Origin of the sequence: Kitasatospora sp. NPDC051914 (assembly GCF_040680995.1) — a bacterium.
In the GTDB taxonomy this organism is placed as follows: Bacteria; Actinomycetota; Actinomycetes; order Streptomycetales; family Streptomycetaceae; genus Kitasatospora.
In genome coordinates, this window is the sequence record NZ_JBFAXX010000016.1 from 1 (window position 1) to 16,472 (window position 16,472).

The window sequence follows — 16,472 nt, forward strand, 5'->3', positions numbered from 1 at the left end:
AAACCCCCGACGAGACCATCACGACAGCCCTTACCGCCTAGCCTGAAACCGGATCACCGAGTGGCCGTCGATACACCACTCCGGCGGACGTGACCCTGTTGAGCGTGGCAGCGACCGCCTCGATATCCCGCCAGAACTGGCGTTCCACTTCCCGCCGAAGCGTCGGCGCGCCCGGGGACTTCATCGGCGACCGCCCGGTCAACGCCGCCATCCACCCTGCTGGCCTGCCCATCAACACCTCCGAGGACGAGGTGTTGCAACGACCGGTTGAATCCACCGCTGCCCGACGCAGGATCTCCTTCTCCACCTGCCACTCGCGCTCGGCCCTGCGCAGGCGGGCGAGCTCGGCCCGCTCGTCGGCGCTCAGCGCCTGCCCGGTCGACGCCGGCTCGGCATCGGCGGCCCTCACCCAGTTCCGCAGGGTCCCGTGGCTGACCCCGATCTCCTTCGCGACGGCCGCGAACGTGCGCTGGCCCTCCGCGGCCCGGTACAGCGCGACGGCATCACGACGGAACTCGTCCGAGTACTTCGACGGACGTCCCACCTGGACTTCCCTTCCTCGATCGACAAGATCCAGTGTCAGGGTGTCCACGTCGCGGGGCAGAGCTCATGCCGACCGTCTGCACCGTCCCAGCCAGGAGGATGTCCGCTCGACCACCCACCGGCGGGGCAGCACCCGGAACCCTTGAACATCCGCCGTCCCCCCGGACCATCGCTGGCTGATCCGACCCGTGTGCCTGCCACCTTTGCCCAGCCGGGCCGGGACGGCCACGGCCGACAGGGACGAGTGACCTTCAACGTCCTGGCAGGGGTTACGTGCGACCGCGATTGATCGGGCGCGTGTTGTCGAGGGCGTCGCGCAGGGCGTACAGGTCGGTGATGGTGGCGTGTTCGGCGAAGCGGGCCGGCAGCCGACGGATGGTGTGGTCGTTGTTGTCGCGGACGGCCTCGGTGATCGCTTCGATCAGGGCCGTCTGCCCGTCCGAGGCCGTCTCCGGCGCTGCGGTCGCCAGGTCTTCCACTTCGCCCTCCTGCGCGGTGCTGCTTGTTCGCCGGCCGCGCTGGCGGCTCGGGGGTGCGGTCGTCGTGCGGTGGGAGATTACCTCTCGCGCGGCCGACTCAAAATCTATGCGCGCCGGAGTAGACATTCCTTGCGGGCGGGTCTAACGTTTTCCCGTAGACAGCAGTCGGCTGTACCGGCCAGACACGAACCGGCCGGGGTTGTTGCACAGAAGTTCGGTCCGGTGGTGGAGTTCCGAAGCCAGGCACGTGCAGGACGGCGACGGGACTGACTGCCGGACCGGGCGGCCCGCAGGTATCAGGGGCCGCCGAGCTGTTCGGTAGTACGCAGTTCAGCAGGTGCAGTACCAGCAGTACGAAAATGACATGCCAGGACAGAGGACGAACGGAGGGCGCAAGCGCCATCAGGATCGCCCGGCCACATGAACACGTGCCCGGGCGGACACCGCAGACCCCAACCCAAGGACGGTGGTTTCCGGTCACGCATAAGCGATCCCCGCACACCCCCTCTCCCGGGGCAGTGCGGAACCCAAGGACCGGCCCAGGCCGGTAGATGGTGTTGTTTCCCCTTCGGGGCCCCGGAGCCGATACGGCGCCGGGGCCCCTCGACGCGTTCCCCCGAGAACCAGACAGGTGCAGTGACTACGACGACCAGCCCCGACACACCCGACAAACTCGACGACGACGACTACCCCGCCTACACCATGGGCCGCGCCGCCGAGATGACCGGCACCACCCCCGGCTTCCTACGAGCCCTCGGCGAACACCGCCTGATCACGCCGCTACGCTCCGACGGCGGCCATCGCCGCTACTCCCGCTACCAACTGCGCATCGCCATGCGGGCCCGCGACCTCGTCGACCAGGGCACCCCCATCGAAGCCGCCTGCCGCATCATCATTCTCGAAGACCAACTCGAGGAAGCCCTGCGCGTCAACGAACAACTGCGCCGCTCCCAGCACGGCCAGGAACCGCCCGCGGACACCTGACCGGCCACTGCCGCCCTGCTGCGGCCCCGCTGGCGTCCCGCGGCGGCCCCGGTCCATCTCGTGCACGCATGGGCGCTCCCTGCACGGCGGCCCCGCCGCGGATGCGTATCCGGCTGCGAAATTCCCCATGGGGGCCGGTCGCGAAGTTCGGATCCGGCCGGGCCGGATCCGAACATGTGCCCTTCGGCCAGCGTGTTCCCGGGCCGGTGGTGCCGGGGGATGTCCGTGGTGTCGAATCGGCTGGTGGGAGAGGGCCCGGCCCGATGCGCCTTCGTGGGGGCGCACGCCTCCCGGAGGCCGCGCCGTGCCACAGGAGCGCATGGCCGGTGACTGCGGCGATGCGTTCGAAGTCCCGGTCCAGGTGCAGGAGGGGCAGTCCCCGCGGCTTGGCCTGCTGCGGCGGGACTGCCCTCTTCCGATCGGACGCCCCTGCGCGGGCAGGGCGGCGGGTCACGGGAGCGTGGTCCACCTCTGGTTGTTCTGGCCGTTGCAGGTCCACAGGATGACCGGGGTCCCGTTGACGGTTCCTGCGTGGTCGGCGTCCAGGCACAGCCCGGCGTGGACGTTGCGGATCGACCCGTCGGCTTGCGCGGTCCACTTCTGGTTGTTCTGGCCGTTGCAGGGCCAGATGACGACCCGCGTGCCGCCGGTGGTGCCCTGGTTGTAGGCGTCCAGACACCTGTCGCCGTAGACGCGGATCTCGCCTCCGGCCCACGTGGTCCACAGCTGGTTGGCGGCGGTGTGGCAGTCCCAGATCAGCGTCGCCGTCCCGGCCGTCGTGGAGGCGCGCTCCACGTCCAGGCAGCGGCCGGACCCGGTACCGCGCAGGCGTGCGGTGGTGGAGGCCAGCGGGCTGCCGCCGGTCATCTTGAACACGGCGACACCGTGCGCCGGGACGCTCGCCGAGATCTGGCCGGACGTGCTCGACGTGTCGCCGGTCCACAGGTCGGTGAGAGTGAATGACCCTCCGGTGAGGCCGACCTGTGCGGACGTGGCGGTGACGGTCGCGGTGCCGTTACCTCGGTTGAACAGGCCCACGGCGACCGAGCCGTCGGACAGGGGCTTGGCGAACACTTCGGTGTCGCCGTCGTCGCGCACCCGGCGCCCGCCCGCGCCGAGCGCGTCCTGGTTCACCGCCAGCAGACGGGGGTTGCGCAGAATCGCGCTCACGTCGCCGGACATGGTCCGGATGTCGTTGCCCGCGATGAGGGGTGCCGAGAGCAGCGACCACAGGGCGAAGTGGGAACGGGACTCGGTCAGGGACAGGCCGGGGCGGCCGACCACGAGCATGTCGGGGTCGTTCCAATGGCCGGGGCCCGACTGGGCGGCCAGCGGCGCGTCGATGTCGAGGACGTTGCCCACGCCCATCGGGTAGCTGTTGGTGTTGCCGTTCTGCCAGATGTCGAGCAGGTCCTCGGTCGTCCGCCACAGGTCGGCGACCTCACCCCAGTTGTACGAGGAGCCGGTGATGGCGTGCAGGCTGTTGGGGTTGATGCTGTAGACGATTGGGCGGCCGGTGGCGCGGAGGGCGTCGCGCATGAGGGTGAACTGTGCGACCTGCTGGTCCAGCGTGCCGCTGGAGGAGCACCAGTCGTACTTGAGGTAGTCCACACCCCACGACGCGAACGTGGTGGCGTCCTGGGCTTCGTGGCCCTTGCTGCCGGTGGAGCCCGAGTAGGTACCCACGGCCTGGGCGCACGTGCGCTCGTTGGGCGCCTGGTAGAGGCCGAACTTCAGGCCCTTGCTGTGGATGTAGTCCCCGAGCGCCTTCATTCCGCCGGGGAACTTGGTCGGGTTGGCCCGGAGGTTGCCCGCGCCGTCACGCTGCGGATCGAACCAGCAGTCGTCGACGACGACGTACCGGTAGCCGGCGTCCTTCATGCCCGAGGACACCATCGCGTCGGCGGCCTGGCGGACCTTCGACTCGTCGACACCGCACCCGAAGCTGTTCCAGCTGTTCCAGCCCAGCGGCGGGGTGGGCGCAGGGCTGCCCGGCGCGGCCTCGGCGGTCGTGGCGGTGGATGCGGTGACGCAGGCGGTGAGCATCAGTGCGGCGGCTGCGAGGAGACGCAGCCGCCGCCCGTGGAACCGTGGGGGGACCATGAAGGGTTCCTTCCTGGGAGGCGGATTCGACGTGGCAGGGAGCCGGGCCGATGCCCTCGGCCAGCTCCCTGCACCGGCCCGGCCACGGGTGGGAGCCTGCGGCCGGGCCGGCGAGCTTGCTGAGACGGCGGTGCGGGTCAGCCCAGCGGCTGGGCGGCCAGCCAGCTGGTGTCGGCGGCCCAGCTGGTGCCGCTGTCCCAACTGTTCGAGCCGCCGTTGCTGGCGATGTAGGCCGTGTAGTTGTAGTGGCGGAGGTACTTGGTCGGGAAGTTGACGGACTGGAAGGAGGTGCCGACCCCGCTGTTGCCCCTGGTCGGGCAGAAGGTGGCGTCCTGGGCGAAGGGGCCGGCGCCGTTGTCGAAGTCCAGGTAGAGCTCGTAGTTGAAGTGGCGCAGGAACCGGCCGGGGTTGTTGGCGGACTCGAAGGAGAGGCAGGAGGTGTTGGCCAGGCCGGCGCGGACGATCCAGGTGGCGTCGGCCTTGTCGGTGGTCGGGCTGGAGGAGTTGGTGTTGGAGATGACGACCTTGTTGTCGGCGTCGTTGTGGCGGAGGTAGTGCGAGGTGCAGCAGGGCGCGGTGGTGGCCTGCAGGGAGATCCGGGAGCCGGGGGTCAGCGTGCCGGTGCCGGTCGAGCCGCTGTTGTAGCCGGCGGCGTTGATGTTGGCCTGGACGGCGTTCTCGGTGGCGTCCGAGGGGTAACCCTGGGTCATGACCCCTTCGTAGAAGGTGCCTTGGGCCCACTTGCTGTTGTCACCGCCGATGCCGAGGATGATCGCGCCCTCCTTGTGCATCGGGTTGTAACCCGTGGCATTGGGCCGTACCCCGTTGTAGAAGGTGGACAGGCCGCCCGACCGGGCGTCGCCGCCGCGCAGGGCCCACTGGTTCGGGCCGCCCTTGAGCATGGCGGTCAGGAACCGGCTGTTGACGCTGGGGTCATTGGCGTTGAAGCCGCGGTTGACGCCGGAGAACAGGCCGTTCTCCAGGTCGGCCATGACCCAGGGGCCGTTGCCGCTGCCCCAGCCCCAGCTCTTGTTGTTGCCGAAGTAGAGGGCCTCCATGTGGCCGTTGCCGGTGTCCAGGTTGTTGGTCTCGGCGTTGCCGTAGTCGAAGCAGCAGCCGCCGTTGAAGTGCGTGCCGTCGAAGATCGCGTACATGCCCTCCGGCTGGTCGCCGGTGGCGATGCCGTTGGTGTTGTTGTTCCGGTAGCCGGTCCCGGGAGCCACGTAGACGCCGTACGCCTTGTGCCCGCCGACGGTGACCGGCGCCTCGAAGGCGTTGGCGAGGTTGTCCGGCCCGCCGGCCGCCCCGCCGCCAGGGGCCTGGGTGAGGTGGTTGCCCTTGCCGGACTGGTCGTAGAGGACGGTGATGACGCAGCTGGTGCCGGCGCAGAAGGAGTCCTGCGCGGCGGCGTCGGCGTATCCGCCGGCGCTCAGCAGGCCGATGTCCCTGGTCGCGTTGTCGGAGGCGCGCCTGACCTGGTACAGCGGGCCGTTGTACGCCCCGTAGAGGGCGCGCGTGGTGCTGTGCGCGGCGACGCAGGGGGTGCCGCCGGCGAGGTAGATGTCGCACGGGCCCTGGGTGGCCGCCTGCGAGGTCCCGGCCGTGGCGGTGAGCAGGCCGACGGCGAGCACGGCGGTCGCACCCGCCGCGAGGAGAGCCCGCCGGACCCTGCGGATCGACGCTTTGATCATGAAGAACTCCTTCACAGGCTGGGGCGTGGGGTGAGCGTTCACGAACCTCCCGGCGTCCCGCCGGTAGCGCGACGGTGGGGGCGCCTGGAGCGCTGGTCAGCTGTGCAGACTCCACTGCTGGTTGCCCGCGCCCGAGCAGCCCCACAGCTGGATCTTCGTCCCGTTCGCCGTGCCCGTGCCGGTGGCGTCCACGCACAGGCCCGACTGCACTCCGGTGATGGTGCCGTTGGAGTTGATGTTCCACTGCTGGTTGGTCTGCCCGTTGCAGTCCCAGATCGCCACGGCGGTGCCGTTGCTGGTCCCCTTGCCGGAGGCGTCCAGGCACTTGTTGCCGTAGACCATGAGCTGCTTGCTCGCCGTGTAGGTCCACCGCTGGTTGGTGCCGCCGTGGCAGTCCCACAGCTGGGCCTGGGTGCCGTTGGTCGTGGCTGAGCCGGGGACGTCGATGCAACGGCCCGACGCCTGGCCCACGATCTCCTGACCGGTGCCGGGGGTGGGGGTGCCGGAGCCGAACTGGCTGAAGAACTTCCACACCTCGCCGGACGTCCAGGTGCGCCAGCCGTCGCAGGTGCACCCGTCGATCGGACCGGGGTCGTGGCCCGCTCCGTCGAACGCGGCCCAGACGACCGGGTACCCGGACTTGCACCCGGAGTAGGTGGTGACGACGTGGGTCAGGCTGCCGGACGCCGGCTCGGGCGGGTTCTGTGGGGTGCAGCCGTTGTTCCTGACGAACTGGTCACGAAGTGCCCGTCCCGAGGAGATGGGCAGGACGTTGTCCCGGAGGCCGTGGAGCCCCATGTACGCGATCGGCTGCGTGCCGCCGCTGCATCCGCTGAGGTTCGCTCCGGCGTAGACCGCGACCGCTCGGAAGACCGTCGGCCGGGCGCAGGCGAGCGCGTAGCTCATCGCGCCGCCGTAGCTGAAACCGGCGGCGAAGAGCCGCGTCGGGTCGACGCACAGGCCGGCTTCGAGCTGCCTGGTCAGGTCGTCGACGAAGGTGACGTCCTGGCCGTTGGAGTTGGCCCAGCCGTTGTCGAAGCCCTGCGGTGCGACGAAGACGGTGCCGTTGTTGTCGGCGTCCGCCAGTCGCCTGAGTCCGTAGTAGGACCAGTTGTACCCGTCGGTGCCGCCGGAGTCGACGTCATTGGCGGTGCCGCCCCGCCAGTGGAATCCGAAGACCAGCCGGTAGGGGCGGTTCTGGTCGTAGTTGGCGGGGACCCGCAGGATGTAGCTGCGGTTCTGGCCGCCGCTGGTGATCGTGTGGGCGCCGCTCGCCAGCGACGGCGCCTTGCCGCAGCCGCCGCTGGCCGCGGCGGCGGTGACCGGGGCGGTGGCCGTGACCGGGGCGGCGGTCGCGCTGAGGCCGGTGCCCAGCGCCATGCTGATCGCAGCCACGGCGACGACCACCGGGGCCAGCACACGGGTGCATAAGGAACTGCGTTTCATGGGCTCTTCCTTCGCTGCGGGTGGACAGGAGTTCAGGGCGCCGGCCGGCGGATCTCCGCAGGCCGGTTGAAACGGTTCGTTCGAGCGGGGCGGGCCAGAGGAATGCGCGCGGGTGGGGCGTCACGAGGGGAAGGGGTGGGCGCCGGACTCTCGATCATGCCATGTTAGCGCTAACAATTTTCCTCTGAAGCAAGCGGCTCCAGCTTGCCCTGGTGAAATCTGTATCAGGCGTCGCGTGTTGTCAAGACACTGCGCAGTGGTCGCGAAGCCGCGGGGCGGCCCGTTGTCGGCTTCGCCGGTTCGTTCCACGGTGCTTTCACCGCACGGTTGTTGACGGCGGCGACCGGCTGGCGCGAGTATCGTTGGCGTTTCATCCGTGGTGGCGCCGGACCTTCTCACGCTCATGCAATCGACGGAGAGGTCCCATGTCCCGATCCCGCTCGTTCTTGTCCAGGCTGACCGGCATCATCGCCGTGATCGGCCTCGCGGTCGGCCTGAGCCTGCATACGGCCCCACGGGCCGCCGCCGCCTCGCTGACGCAGATCACGAACTTCGGCACCAACCCGACCGGCCTGGCCATGCACCTGTACGTGCCGAACAGCGTCAGGGCCAACCCGCCGATCCTGCTGGCCCTGCACGGGTGTCAGGGCTCGGGGCCCTACCTGTACTCGAGTCAGGACTTCGCGTCGCTGGCCGACCGGTACGGGTTCCTCGTCATCTACCCCTCGACGAACCCCGGCGGAAGCTGCTGGGACGTCTCCTCCAGCCAGGCGTTGACCCGCAACGGCGGCAGTGACCCGGTCGGGCTCATGTCGATGATCACCTACGCGGAGCAGCACTACGGCGGCAACCCCAACGCCGTGTACGTGACCGGGCAGTCGTCGGGCGCGATGATGACGAACGTGATGCTCGCCGACTACCCCGACGTGTTCAAGGCGGGCGCGGCGTTCATGGGAGTGCCCTACCACTGCTTCTACACCGGCTCCGTACGCGGCTGGAACTCGGCCTGCGCCCAGGGCCAGGTCAACATGACCCCGCAGCAGTGGGGCGGCCTGGTGCGTACCACGGGGTATCCCGGCTACAGCGGGCCGCGTCCGCGCGTGCAGCTGTGGCACGGGACGGCCGACACCATCCTGAGCCACAACAACCTCGGTGAAGAGATCGAGCAGTGGACCGATGTCCTCGGCGTGAGCCGGACCCCGTCGTCCACGGACACCCCGGTGTCCGGCTGGACCCGTACGCGGTACAACAACGGCGCCGGCAGCACCCAGGTCGAGGCGTACAGCCTCGCCGGGACCGGGCACGAACTGCCGGTCAAGGGCTCCACGATGGCGGCCACCGCGATCCACTTCATGGGCCTGGACGCGGTCTCCTCCGGCGGCGGTACGACCGGCGCGCTGCGTGCGGTGGACGCGGGCAAGTGCCTGACCGATGCCAACACGGCGCTGGGCACGCAGCAGCAGATCTTCGCCTGCAACGGCGGTGCGAACCAGACCTGGACCCGGACGCCGTCGAACCAGCTGACCGTGACCGTGGGCGGCAGCACGCTGTGTCTGGACGCAAGCGCCAAGGGGACCACCAACGGCACCAAGGTCATCGTCTGGTCCTGCAACGGTCAGCCCAACCAGCAGTGGCAGGTCAACCCGAACGGCACCATCACCGGCGTGCAGTCGGGGCTGTGCCTGGACGTGGCCGGGCTGGGGACCTCTGACGGCACCCCTGTCCAGCTGTGGAGCTGCAGCGGCGGCACGAACCAGCAGTGGGCGATGGGCTGACACGTCGGCCGGTCCGCAGGGGCGCCCCGCAAGGGTGGCGCTCCTGCGGCCGGCTGTGTGCTGGAGGCTGCTGAAGTTCCGTCAAGGAGTTCGGCGAAGCGGGAGTTACTTCTTCCCGCCGCCGCGATGCGTGGTGTTCGCGGCCGGGGCGAGATCCTGCTGAAGGCGCAGTAGGCGGGCTTCGGCCTCATGTTCACGTCGTAGAGCAGGCCGTAGCCCGTGCCGCTGGAGGATCTCGCGCAACTGCGCGTCGTCGATGGTCACGTTGTCGACCCCGGTGGTCAGCCAGGCCGGGAGTTGGTTGTGCCACATCAGGGTGTGCCCGCGGACCGACTGCTTGCTGCCGGGCGAACTGCACGAGCTGATCTGCCGGCTGCCAGTCGTGGACGCCACGAGTGGGCTCCACCGCCTCCCATTTCATGGCGTTCTCCGGCGTCACGACCGAGAACTGGTCGGCGGCGATGCCGGTGTAGTTCTGGTCGGAGCCCAGGTGGGCCAGGCCGACGGCCGTTCCGGTGCCAGGTCCTGATGTTCGCCGTCACAGCGCGCCCGCCACCTGTGACCCGACGCCGGACAGCAGCCGCCCGACCACGAATCCGTCCGGCCGCGACGGGTCCCGCCATGCGGGAACGGCCCGCTCCCCGGGCCCGGCCGGCTGCGCACGGCGTTCGACACCGTCCCAGGCCTGCCCGGCGGTCTTGCCGGTACCGCCCTGGCCCCTGTTCATCTCGCCCACGGTCTTCTCCCATCGTTTCGACGCCGTGGTGGGCGTCGGATCGGGACGCGGGCAGCAGCGGGGTGACCCCGCAGCTGACAACCCCTCAGCGGTTCGACGGGCCGGAACAGTAGGAAGTCCACCGCGCCGATCAACCCCCGCAGGCCACCGATTTTGCGGCCGCCCACACCGCCGGACAGAGGCAGGGAACCGGCGGCGTACACCACCAACGACGCGAATCAACCCCCGCACGACCAGCGCCGATTCCCACCCGGCCGGGCACCGGCGGTGGTCGTTCGTCGCACTATTGCGGACCACCCACGCTGCTCTCGGCCGGCGCCGTAGGCTCCCGTTCGTGCCCTCCCTCGCCGCGGACCCCCGCCACAGCCGCCTGGTCGCCGTCCTGCCCCGCTGCTCATCCGCTCCCGCCCGCCGCAGGCCGGCGGCTACGGTGGCTCATGGGAGATTCGTCTGACCCGGCCCGCGGCCGCCGGCTGGCGCGAGGAGGCGGTCGGGCGCGCCGGGCTGAGCGAGCGGATCGAGCGCCTTCGGTTCGAGTGGGCACCCGAGTACGGCACGCCGGAGCCGTCGGACCGTCTGGTGTTCACCGCCGAGCCCGACGACGAGGTGTTCGTCGACGTGTTCCGCCAGGTGGCGCGGGGCAGTCTGGACAGCGAGACGATCGCCGACATCACTGCCATGGGCGAGGAGGGCACCGCCCGTGACGACCTGGAGTTCTACCTCGGCTGCCCCGGGAAGCGGGAGTGGTGGCGGCTCGTGCACACCCCGGAGGGCGGGCTCCTCGGCTTCGCCATCCCCTCCCGCACCCCGTACGGGCCGAACGTCGGCCACCTCGGTGTCATCCCCGAGATGCGCGGCCGACGCCACATCGACGACATCCTCACCCACATCACCCGCTTCCACGCCGGTGAGGGCGCCCAGCGGATCACCGCCACGACGGCCGCCGCCAACGCCCCGATGGCGAACGCCTTCCTCCGCGGCGGCTACCGGGTGAGCGAGATCCGGGTGATCCTGGCCGCTCCCACCGCCTGACCCACGCGCCCGGCCTTCACCGGCCGGAGGTCCAGGTGCGGAGCACGGCGACGCCGTCCAGCCGGGCCGCCGATGCCGGCGCGGCCATCGACCGCGCACTTCACGCGCGCACTTCACGAGCCGCAGGACGACAGCCGGGCCAGGCCGGTCACGGGCCGCAGGGGTCAGGCGGTGCCGAGGAGGTGGCGAAGGGTCCTCACGTCACGGTTCGTCCGGGGTCCGGCCCAGGCCGCGGACGGCGGGGACGCAGAGCATCGCGGCGATCAGCAGCACCCCCATCACCGAGGAGAACAGCAGCACCCGGTCGGCCCCGACGGCCTCGGCCGCCGGGCCGGCCAGGGCCCGGCCGAGCGGGATGACCATGATGGACCCGGCGACGTCGTAGGCGGAGACCCGGCTGAGCACGGCCAGCGGGATGTGCGACTGCACGCTGGTCGCCCACATCACCCCCCAGAAGGCGAACCCGCACCCGGCCAGCACCCCGGTGAACGCCGCGAGCGGGAAGGACCACCCGAGCGCCGGGGCCAGCGGGTTGAGGGCGAAGCAGAACATCGCACAGGCCCCCGCGACGAGCGGACGCCGGGGCCGCACCCGCATGCCGAGCAGCCCGCCGATGATCGTGCCGGCCCCGTCGGCGGAGGCGATCCAGCCGTAGCCGCTGGTGCCGTGCTGCTCGGTGAGCAGCGCCGCGCCCAGCGGCAGCGCCGGGCCGAAGACGAACAGCCCGTACACCGCCCAGACGGCGATGACCCCCCACAGCCAGGCGCGCGAGCGGAACTCCTGCCATCCGGTGGCCAGCCGGCGCAGCATCGGCTCGTCGGCGTCCTTGCGGGCGGTGGAGAGACTGCGCAGCGGCGCGAGGCCCAGCGCGCTGACGGCGAAGGCGGCCGCGATGACGGTGAATGAACCCGCCACGTCCCCGTAGGCGACGAGCAGGCCAGCCAGCCCGGGGCCGAGCAGGGTGGCGATCGCCTCGGAGATCCGCAGCAGCGCGTTGGCCCGCTGGATGTCCTCGGCGACCTGCGGGACGATGCTCGCCAGCCCCGGCTGGAACATGGCGGTTGCGGCGCCGCTGAGCGCCATCAGCGCCATGATCTGCCACAGCCGTACGTCGCTGAAGGCCAGCAGCGCGGCGAGCACGAGCATGGCCAGCATCCGCACCACGTCGGCGCCGACCATCATCACCTGCGGGGTGAACCGGTCGGCCAGCACCCCGCCGAACAGCACCAGCAGGACGATCGGTGCCATCCAGGCGGCAAGGGCGTACCCGACCCCGCCGGCCCCGTGCCCCGTCCCGAGCACGGCGGTGGTCAGCGAGACCATCAGCATGCCGTCGGCCAGCAGCGAGGCGCTGCGGGCGGTGAACAGCAGGCGGAAGCGGCCCGAGCGCCACGGGCTGGGCAGGGTGTCCGGCTGCTGCCGGACGGTCATGTCGTCGATCGTCATGTCACATCCGCCGGTGTCCGGCCGGTCCCTTCGGTGAGTGTCTGCTGTCGGTGCCATGCGTCCGCGCGGCCGGGATCCGCGGGCGGGTCCTGGACGATCACGTACCGGCGCGGTGCGAGGACGCCCGGGCGGCCGGGGATGGCGGCCATCAGCGCGGTGTGGGCCCGGTGCGGCGTCAGCGGGGTGCCGCCGGAGGCGATGAACGCGGTGAGGCCCTCGGGGTCGTCGACGGTGACGTGCACGGGCAGGCCGCCTAGCGCCGTGCCGAGGGCGTCCGCCACGGCGGGCGGGGAGACCCAGCAGCCGTCGATCTGCCGCCAGCCGGCACCGCGCTCGGCCGGCCGGACGCCGGTCACGGCGGTGAGTCCGGCGAGCGGTACGTCCGCGTCGGCGACGGCTTCCAGCAGGCGGACCAGTCCGGTGAGGAAGCCCTCCGCCTCGTCCCGGTCGAACAGCGCCGGGTCGGCCCACATGCCGATGTGGAGCAGCGGCTCGGTCCGGAAGGTGAAGGCCAGCAGCTTGGTCGGCAGCGCTTGGACGGGGCCCCAGCTGAGCTCCGGGTCCGGGTCCGGGACACCGGGCGGGGCCTTCGGCCCGAGGGTGGCCGGCAGGGCGCTCACGTCGTTGAAGACCACGTCACGGGCGAAGTGACTGCCGCGCTCGACGGTGGCCCGGTCGATCATCTCCCACAGCCGCAGCGCGTCGAACTGGCTGTGCCGGTAGGCGTTGAGCGCCGCCCCCCAGGCCTTGCGCAGCAGCGCGTCGAAGGACGGGACGCGGAGGTCCAGGGCGAGCAGTGCGTCCTGGGACAGGGTGTTCACCGAGCGGGTCAGCCGGGGCTGGAAGCGGTTGGAGGTCGGCACGGCGGCCACGCAGGTGGTCTGGCCGGCCCGGTGGCCGACCAGCGTGCACCAGGCGGTGATCAGCACCGTGGAGGGCAGGCCGCCGGTGCGGTCCGCCGCCCGGGCCAGCGCCAGCGCGCCCCGCCGCGAACGGAGGGTGAGCTGCGGCGCCAGGCCGTCGGCGGCCTCCGCACGTGGCTCGGCGAACATCGCCTGCGGCGCGGTGCGGATGATCCGCTCCCAGTACGCAAGGGACGCCTCGGACCTGCGCCGCCCCGCCGGGGTGGCCTCCTCGGCGGCGAGGCCGAGCGGGGTGAGGGCGGTCGGCGCGGGGAGCTCCCCGCCGGACAGCAGGGTGAGCCACTCCTCGCGGAGGATGCCGAGGGCACCGCCGTCCGTCGCGGCGTGGCTGGCCGCCAGCGCGAGGTGGGTAGGGGCACCGCCGACGGTGAGCAGGGACAGCCGCAGCGGGAAGTCCCGGTCCAGGCGGAAGTCGTGGTCGCGGGCCCGGCGGGCGACCGACTCGGCGTACTGCGCCGGGTCCGGGCCGGGCTCGTCGTGGTCGAGGACGGCGACCGGGAACTCGCCTTCCGCGGCGACCACTTGCTCGCGCGGAACGGTCCCCGGAAAGGTGGTGCGCAGCGCCTCGTGCCGCTCCACCAGCCGGCGCAGGGCGTCGAGCGCCTGCTCCCGGGTGGTTCCCGCCGGTACCGGCCAGACGTCGTGGATGCTGACGTTCGCCGCGCCGTCCCGCAGGATGCAGCGGATCATGTTGGCCTGGCCCATCGTCACGGGACCTCGGCGCGCCACGCCGCCCGCGTAGCGGACGGTGAGGGTACGGGTGTCGGTCTGCGTCACGGGGTCTCGCTCCGGGGGATCGGTACGGGTCGGTCGGCGGCGGTGCGGATCAGCGGGTGCCAGGCGTCGATGAGCAGGGCGAAGTCCGCCATGTCCTGCCTGGCCTCGTCGAGGAGCCGCTCCCGGGCACCGGCGAGGACGTCGGCGACCGTGGCGTAGCGGCCGCCCAGCGTGCGGTAGCAGCGGTCGAGGACGTCGAGCCGTCCGGCGTTCTCCGCCCGGTCCAGCCGGGTGCTCTCCCGGACCAGGCCGGCCACGGCGGGCGCGCGGACCCGCCCCTCGGCGTCGAGCAGCCGCTCGCCGGTCTCCGCGAGGCGCGCGTACACGGCGTTGAGGTGGTGACTCGCCAGGAAGTACTTCGCGAGCCGCAGGTGGTAGGCGAGGAATCCGGCGTCGGTGCGGCGCTCGCCGGTATGGTAGTTGACGATGTGCCGGTTGTGCAGCACGCCGGGCAGTTTGGCGTCGTGGACCAGGTGGAGCAGGAAGTAGTCGCTGCCGATGGTGTCGGTGGCGGGCGGCAGCGGCACCCGGCCGTAGACCCCGCGGTCGAAGGCGACGTTGCACATGTCCACCCGGGTCGGGCTGACGGCGGTGAGCGTGGTGCGGTCGGCGGTGAACGGGGTGGTCCCGGCGCCGCGGAAGGCCTCCTCGATCAGGTGGTTGCGCCAGAGCGGCGGGCAGCCGGCGGGGATCGACAGGCCGACCAGCTCGCGGTAAACCTCCGGGTCGAGCCGGCGGATCTCCTCGACGTCCACCGACATCTCGCCGATGAAGGAGCCGCCGACCACGGCCACCGGGCGGTCCGCGCACGCCGGGTCCAGCCTGCTGCGGGACACCAGCCCCGCCACGTCCGCCGCCCGCCGCCCCAGCGCGGCGAGCTCGTGGTGGACGGGGTGCACCGGCCGGCCGGCCAGCTGCTGGTACCGGCTGTCCGAGTCCCGGCGGTGCACCGACGCGCAGCCCAGCGCCTCCGCGATCAGGAAGGCGCGGTTGGTGCAGGCACCGTACGAGACGCCGGCCGGCAGCATCAGGTCGAGCACGCGCTCCGGCGCGGCGACGCCGGAGCGCGTGATCACCTCGCGCAGGAAGGTCCGCTGGTCGGCCTCGTCGAGGTGGTGGACGACGACACCGGGTGCCGGGTCCAGGGCGGCGACCGTCCGCCGGTGCGCGGCGCGTGACGCCGGGTCGGACGAGTCCAGGATCAGCAGGTGCACCTCGACGCCGAACCGGTCGGCGCCGTACGCGGCCTCCGTGGCGACCGCCGCGACGGTCTCGTCGCACGGCCGGTTGGTCGGGAGCGTCAGGCAGACACGGCGCACGACGGCTCCCCGTCCCCGCTCCGCCGGCCGCCGGCTGTGCCCTCGCCGTCCGCCGCGCCCTGACCGCCGAACGCGCCTTCGCCGTCCGTCGTGCCCTTGCCTGCGTCGTGCCAGGAAGTGAGCCCCAGGAGCCGGCTGCCCAGCTCGGTGAGGGTGGCCGTCGGGTAGCGCTTGGACTCGTGCAGCACCGGGTCGCCGACCAGGGTGCGGTTCCAGCGCGGGGTGCGCAGGTGCCGCCAGGAGTCGACTCGGGAGCGCCGCAGTCGCTGGTGCTCCTCCAGGGCGGGCATCATCGACAGGTACTGGACCGCCCGTACCCCCTCCCCGGAGGTGTTGCGCGCCACGCCGTGGGCGAGCAGGCCGTTCCAGATCAGCAGGTCACCGGGGTGCAGCTCGGGCCGGACCACCGGGAACTCCGCCCGGTCGACGGCCGGTCGCACCGGGTCCCGGCCGGCCGGCTGGGCGAGCTTCCACTCCTCGAACCGGCGGAACAGCTCGGGGCAGCACTGGAAGCCGCCCGTCTCGGGCCTGGTGTCGTTGAGCGCGATGATGCCCTGAACGCGCTGCGGCGGGACGCCGAGCGTGGTGTCGATGTCCCAGTGCAGCTCGATGTCGAAGCCCCGGTCGGTGGGGTCGATCAGCGCCCGGTCGCGGTTGCCGACGTTCGGCGGGTTGAGGTTGAGCCGGTCCAGGGTGACCCACAGCTCCTCGCAGTCCCAGACGTCGACGAAGGCGTCGTACACCCGCTGGGCCTGGCGGCTGTCCCAGAGCAGCTGGTGGTGGTACGCCTCGACGAAGCCGTAGATGTGCAGCTGTTGGTCCAGCTCGGAGCGGAACGGCCGGTCCTCGTACCAGCTGTCCGGCCGGTCGGGGTCGAGGCCCTGGAACTCCCAGGTGAAGTCCAGCAGCCGGCGCGCGTCCTCGGCCGGGATCGCCTCGCGGACGACGACGTAGCCGTACGTCTGCCAGTGTGCGAAGTCCTCCTCGGACAGCACCCGCAGCGGGCGTGACTTCTTCAGCTCGCGCAGGGTGGTCGGTGCAAGGTAGGACTCGCCGTCCGCGCTGAAGTACGGACGGTCCGAGGCCGCCCGGTGCAGGTACGGACGGCGGGTAGGCACGGGTGTCGTCATACGGGCTTCCTCCGGCGGGGACTCTCGACGGCTCCCGGGCCGTCGCGATCAGCAGGATTGGTCCAGACCAGTTGGATTGTCAAGTGCC

13 protein-coding genes and 1 pseudogene are annotated in these 16,472 nt (G+C 71.4%); 3 read left to right on the forward strand and 11 right to left on the reverse strand.

Annotation, left to right across the window (positions count from 1 at the left end; all coding sequences use genetic code 11):
- Positions 1–37: 37 nt before the first annotated feature.
- Both AB0M03_RS12795 and AB0M03_RS12800 read right to left on the reverse strand, forming a co-directional pair.
- Positions 38–544 (reverse strand): transposase, encoded by a 507-nt coding sequence (locus tag AB0M03_RS12795; RefSeq protein WP_363491533.1) that lies wholly within the window; start codon positions 542–544, stop codon positions 38–40.
- 268 nt (positions 545–812) lie between these two features.
- Positions 813–1,022 carry a hypothetical protein gene (locus AB0M03_RS12800; RefSeq protein WP_363491415.1) on the reverse strand — a complete coding sequence of 70 codons (210 nt, stop codon included), beginning with the start codon at positions 1,020–1,022 and terminating at the stop codon, positions 813–815.
- Positions 1,023–1,724: 702 nt separating this feature from the next.
- On the opposite strand from AB0M03_RS12800, the gene AB0M03_RS12805 reads away from it, so the two are divergent.
- A complete protein-coding gene (locus AB0M03_RS12805; protein WP_363491534.1) occupies positions 1,725–2,006 on the forward strand; it encodes a MerR family transcriptional regulator in 282 nt (93 codons plus the stop codon).
- Between the two features lie 450 nt (positions 2,007–2,456).
- Here AB0M03_RS12805 and AB0M03_RS12810 read toward each other — a convergent pair whose 3' ends face one another.
- From AB0M03_RS12810 to AB0M03_RS12820, 3 genes are all read right to left on the reverse strand, one after another.
- A complete protein-coding gene (locus tag AB0M03_RS12810; RefSeq protein WP_363491416.1) occupies positions 2,457–4,109 on the reverse strand; it encodes a lectin in 1,653 nt (550 codons plus the stop codon).
- 137 nt (positions 4,110–4,246) lie between these two features.
- Complete coding sequence (locus AB0M03_RS12815; RefSeq protein WP_363491417.1) at positions 4,247–5,800, reverse strand: alpha-L-arabinofuranosidase B; 1,554 nt, start codon at positions 5,798–5,800, stop codon at positions 4,247–4,249.
- 96 nt (positions 5,801–5,896) lie between these two features.
- Positions 5,897–7,246, reverse strand: a complete 1,350-nt coding sequence (locus AB0M03_RS12820) for a ricin-type beta-trefoil lectin domain protein (protein ID WP_363491418.1) — start codon at positions 7,244–7,246, stop codon at positions 5,897–5,899.
- A 425-nt stretch (positions 7,247–7,671) separates the two neighbouring features.
- Between AB0M03_RS12820 and AB0M03_RS12825 the strand changes: the two genes are divergently transcribed.
- Positions 7,672–9,021, forward strand: coding sequence for a PHB depolymerase family esterase (locus tag AB0M03_RS12825; protein ID WP_363491419.1), 1,350 nt, complete (start codon positions 7,672–7,674; stop codon positions 9,019–9,021).
- A 105-nt stretch (positions 9,022–9,126) separates the two neighbouring features.
- Here the strand turns inward: AB0M03_RS12825 and AB0M03_RS12830 are convergent.
- Together AB0M03_RS12830 and AB0M03_RS12835 are read right to left on the reverse strand one after the other, a co-directional pair.
- Positions 9,127–9,520 (reverse strand): annotated as a pseudogene (locus AB0M03_RS12830) (endo-1,4-beta-xylanase).
- 39 nt (positions 9,521–9,559) lie between these two features.
- Positions 9,560–9,748, reverse strand: coding sequence for a hypothetical protein (locus AB0M03_RS12835; protein WP_363491420.1), 189 nt, complete (start codon positions 9,746–9,748; stop codon positions 9,560–9,562).
- Positions 9,749–10,336: 588 nt separating this feature from the next.
- On the opposite strand from AB0M03_RS12835, the gene AB0M03_RS12840 reads away from it, so the two are divergent.
- Positions 10,337–10,789, forward strand: a complete 453-nt coding sequence (locus AB0M03_RS12840) for a hypothetical protein (protein ID WP_363491421.1) — start codon at positions 10,337–10,339, stop codon at positions 10,787–10,789.
- A gap of 201 nt (positions 10,790–10,990) precedes the next feature.
- On the opposite strand, the gene AB0M03_RS12845 is transcribed toward AB0M03_RS12840, so the two are convergent.
- Genes AB0M03_RS12845 through AB0M03_RS12860 form a run of 4 tightly spaced genes read right to left on the reverse strand, consistent with a single transcriptional unit; the run spans position 10,991 to position 16,384 of the window.
- Positions 10,991–12,235, reverse strand: coding sequence for an MFS transporter (locus AB0M03_RS12845; RefSeq protein ID WP_363491422.1), 1,245 nt, complete (start codon positions 12,233–12,235; stop codon positions 10,991–10,993).
- The gene (locus tag AB0M03_RS12850) at positions 12,232–13,935 is read right to left on the reverse strand and encodes a condensation domain-containing protein (RefSeq protein WP_363491423.1); all 1,704 of its coding nucleotides are present in this window, start codon (positions 13,933–13,935) and stop codon (positions 12,232–12,234) included. Before AB0M03_RS12850 ends, AB0M03_RS12845 begins: the two co-directional genes overlap by 4 nt.
- Positions 13,932–15,254, reverse strand: a complete 1,323-nt coding sequence (locus AB0M03_RS12855) for a DUF6271 family protein (protein WP_363491424.1) — start codon at positions 15,252–15,254, stop codon at positions 13,932–13,934. Before AB0M03_RS12855 ends, AB0M03_RS12850 begins: the two co-directional genes overlap by 4 nt.
- Complete coding sequence (locus AB0M03_RS12860; protein ID WP_363491425.1) at positions 15,236–16,384, reverse strand: phytanoyl-CoA dioxygenase family protein; 1,149 nt, start codon at positions 16,382–16,384, stop codon at positions 15,236–15,238. The genes AB0M03_RS12855 and AB0M03_RS12860 overlap by 19 nt, the downstream gene beginning before the upstream one ends.
- Positions 16,385–16,472: the final 88 nt, after the last annotated feature.

Bases quoted from the DNA above. Each gene is read 5' to 3' on its own strand.
- AB0M03_RS12805 (WP_363491534.1), top strand. From the start codon at position 1,725: ATGGGCCGCGCCGCCGAGATGACCGGCACCACCCCCGGCTTCCTACGA.
- AB0M03_RS12810 (WP_363491416.1), bottom strand. From the start codon at position 4,109: ATGGTCCCCCCACGGTTCCACGGGCGGCGGCTGCGTCTCCTCGCAGCC.
- AB0M03_RS12815 (WP_363491417.1), bottom strand. From the start codon at position 5,800: ATGATCAAAGCGTCGATCCGCAGGGTCCGGCGGGCTCTCCTCGCGGCG.
- AB0M03_RS12820 (WP_363491418.1), bottom strand. From the start codon at position 7,246: ATGAAACGCAGTTCCTTATGCACCCGTGTGCTGGCCCCGGTGGTCGTC.
- AB0M03_RS12825 (WP_363491419.1), top strand. From the start codon at position 7,672: ATGTCCCGATCCCGCTCGTTCTTGTCCAGGCTGACCGGCATCATCGCC.
- AB0M03_RS12835 (WP_363491420.1), bottom strand. From the start codon at position 9,748: ATGAACAGGGGCCAGGGCGGTACCGGCAAGACCGCCGGGCAGGCCTGG.
- AB0M03_RS12845 (WP_363491422.1), bottom strand. From the start codon at position 12,235: ATGACGATCGACGACATGACCGTCCGGCAGCAGCCGGACACCCTGCCC.
- AB0M03_RS12860 (WP_363491425.1), bottom strand. From the start codon at position 16,384: ATGACGACACCCGTGCCTACCCGCCGTCCGTACCTGCACCGGGCGGCC.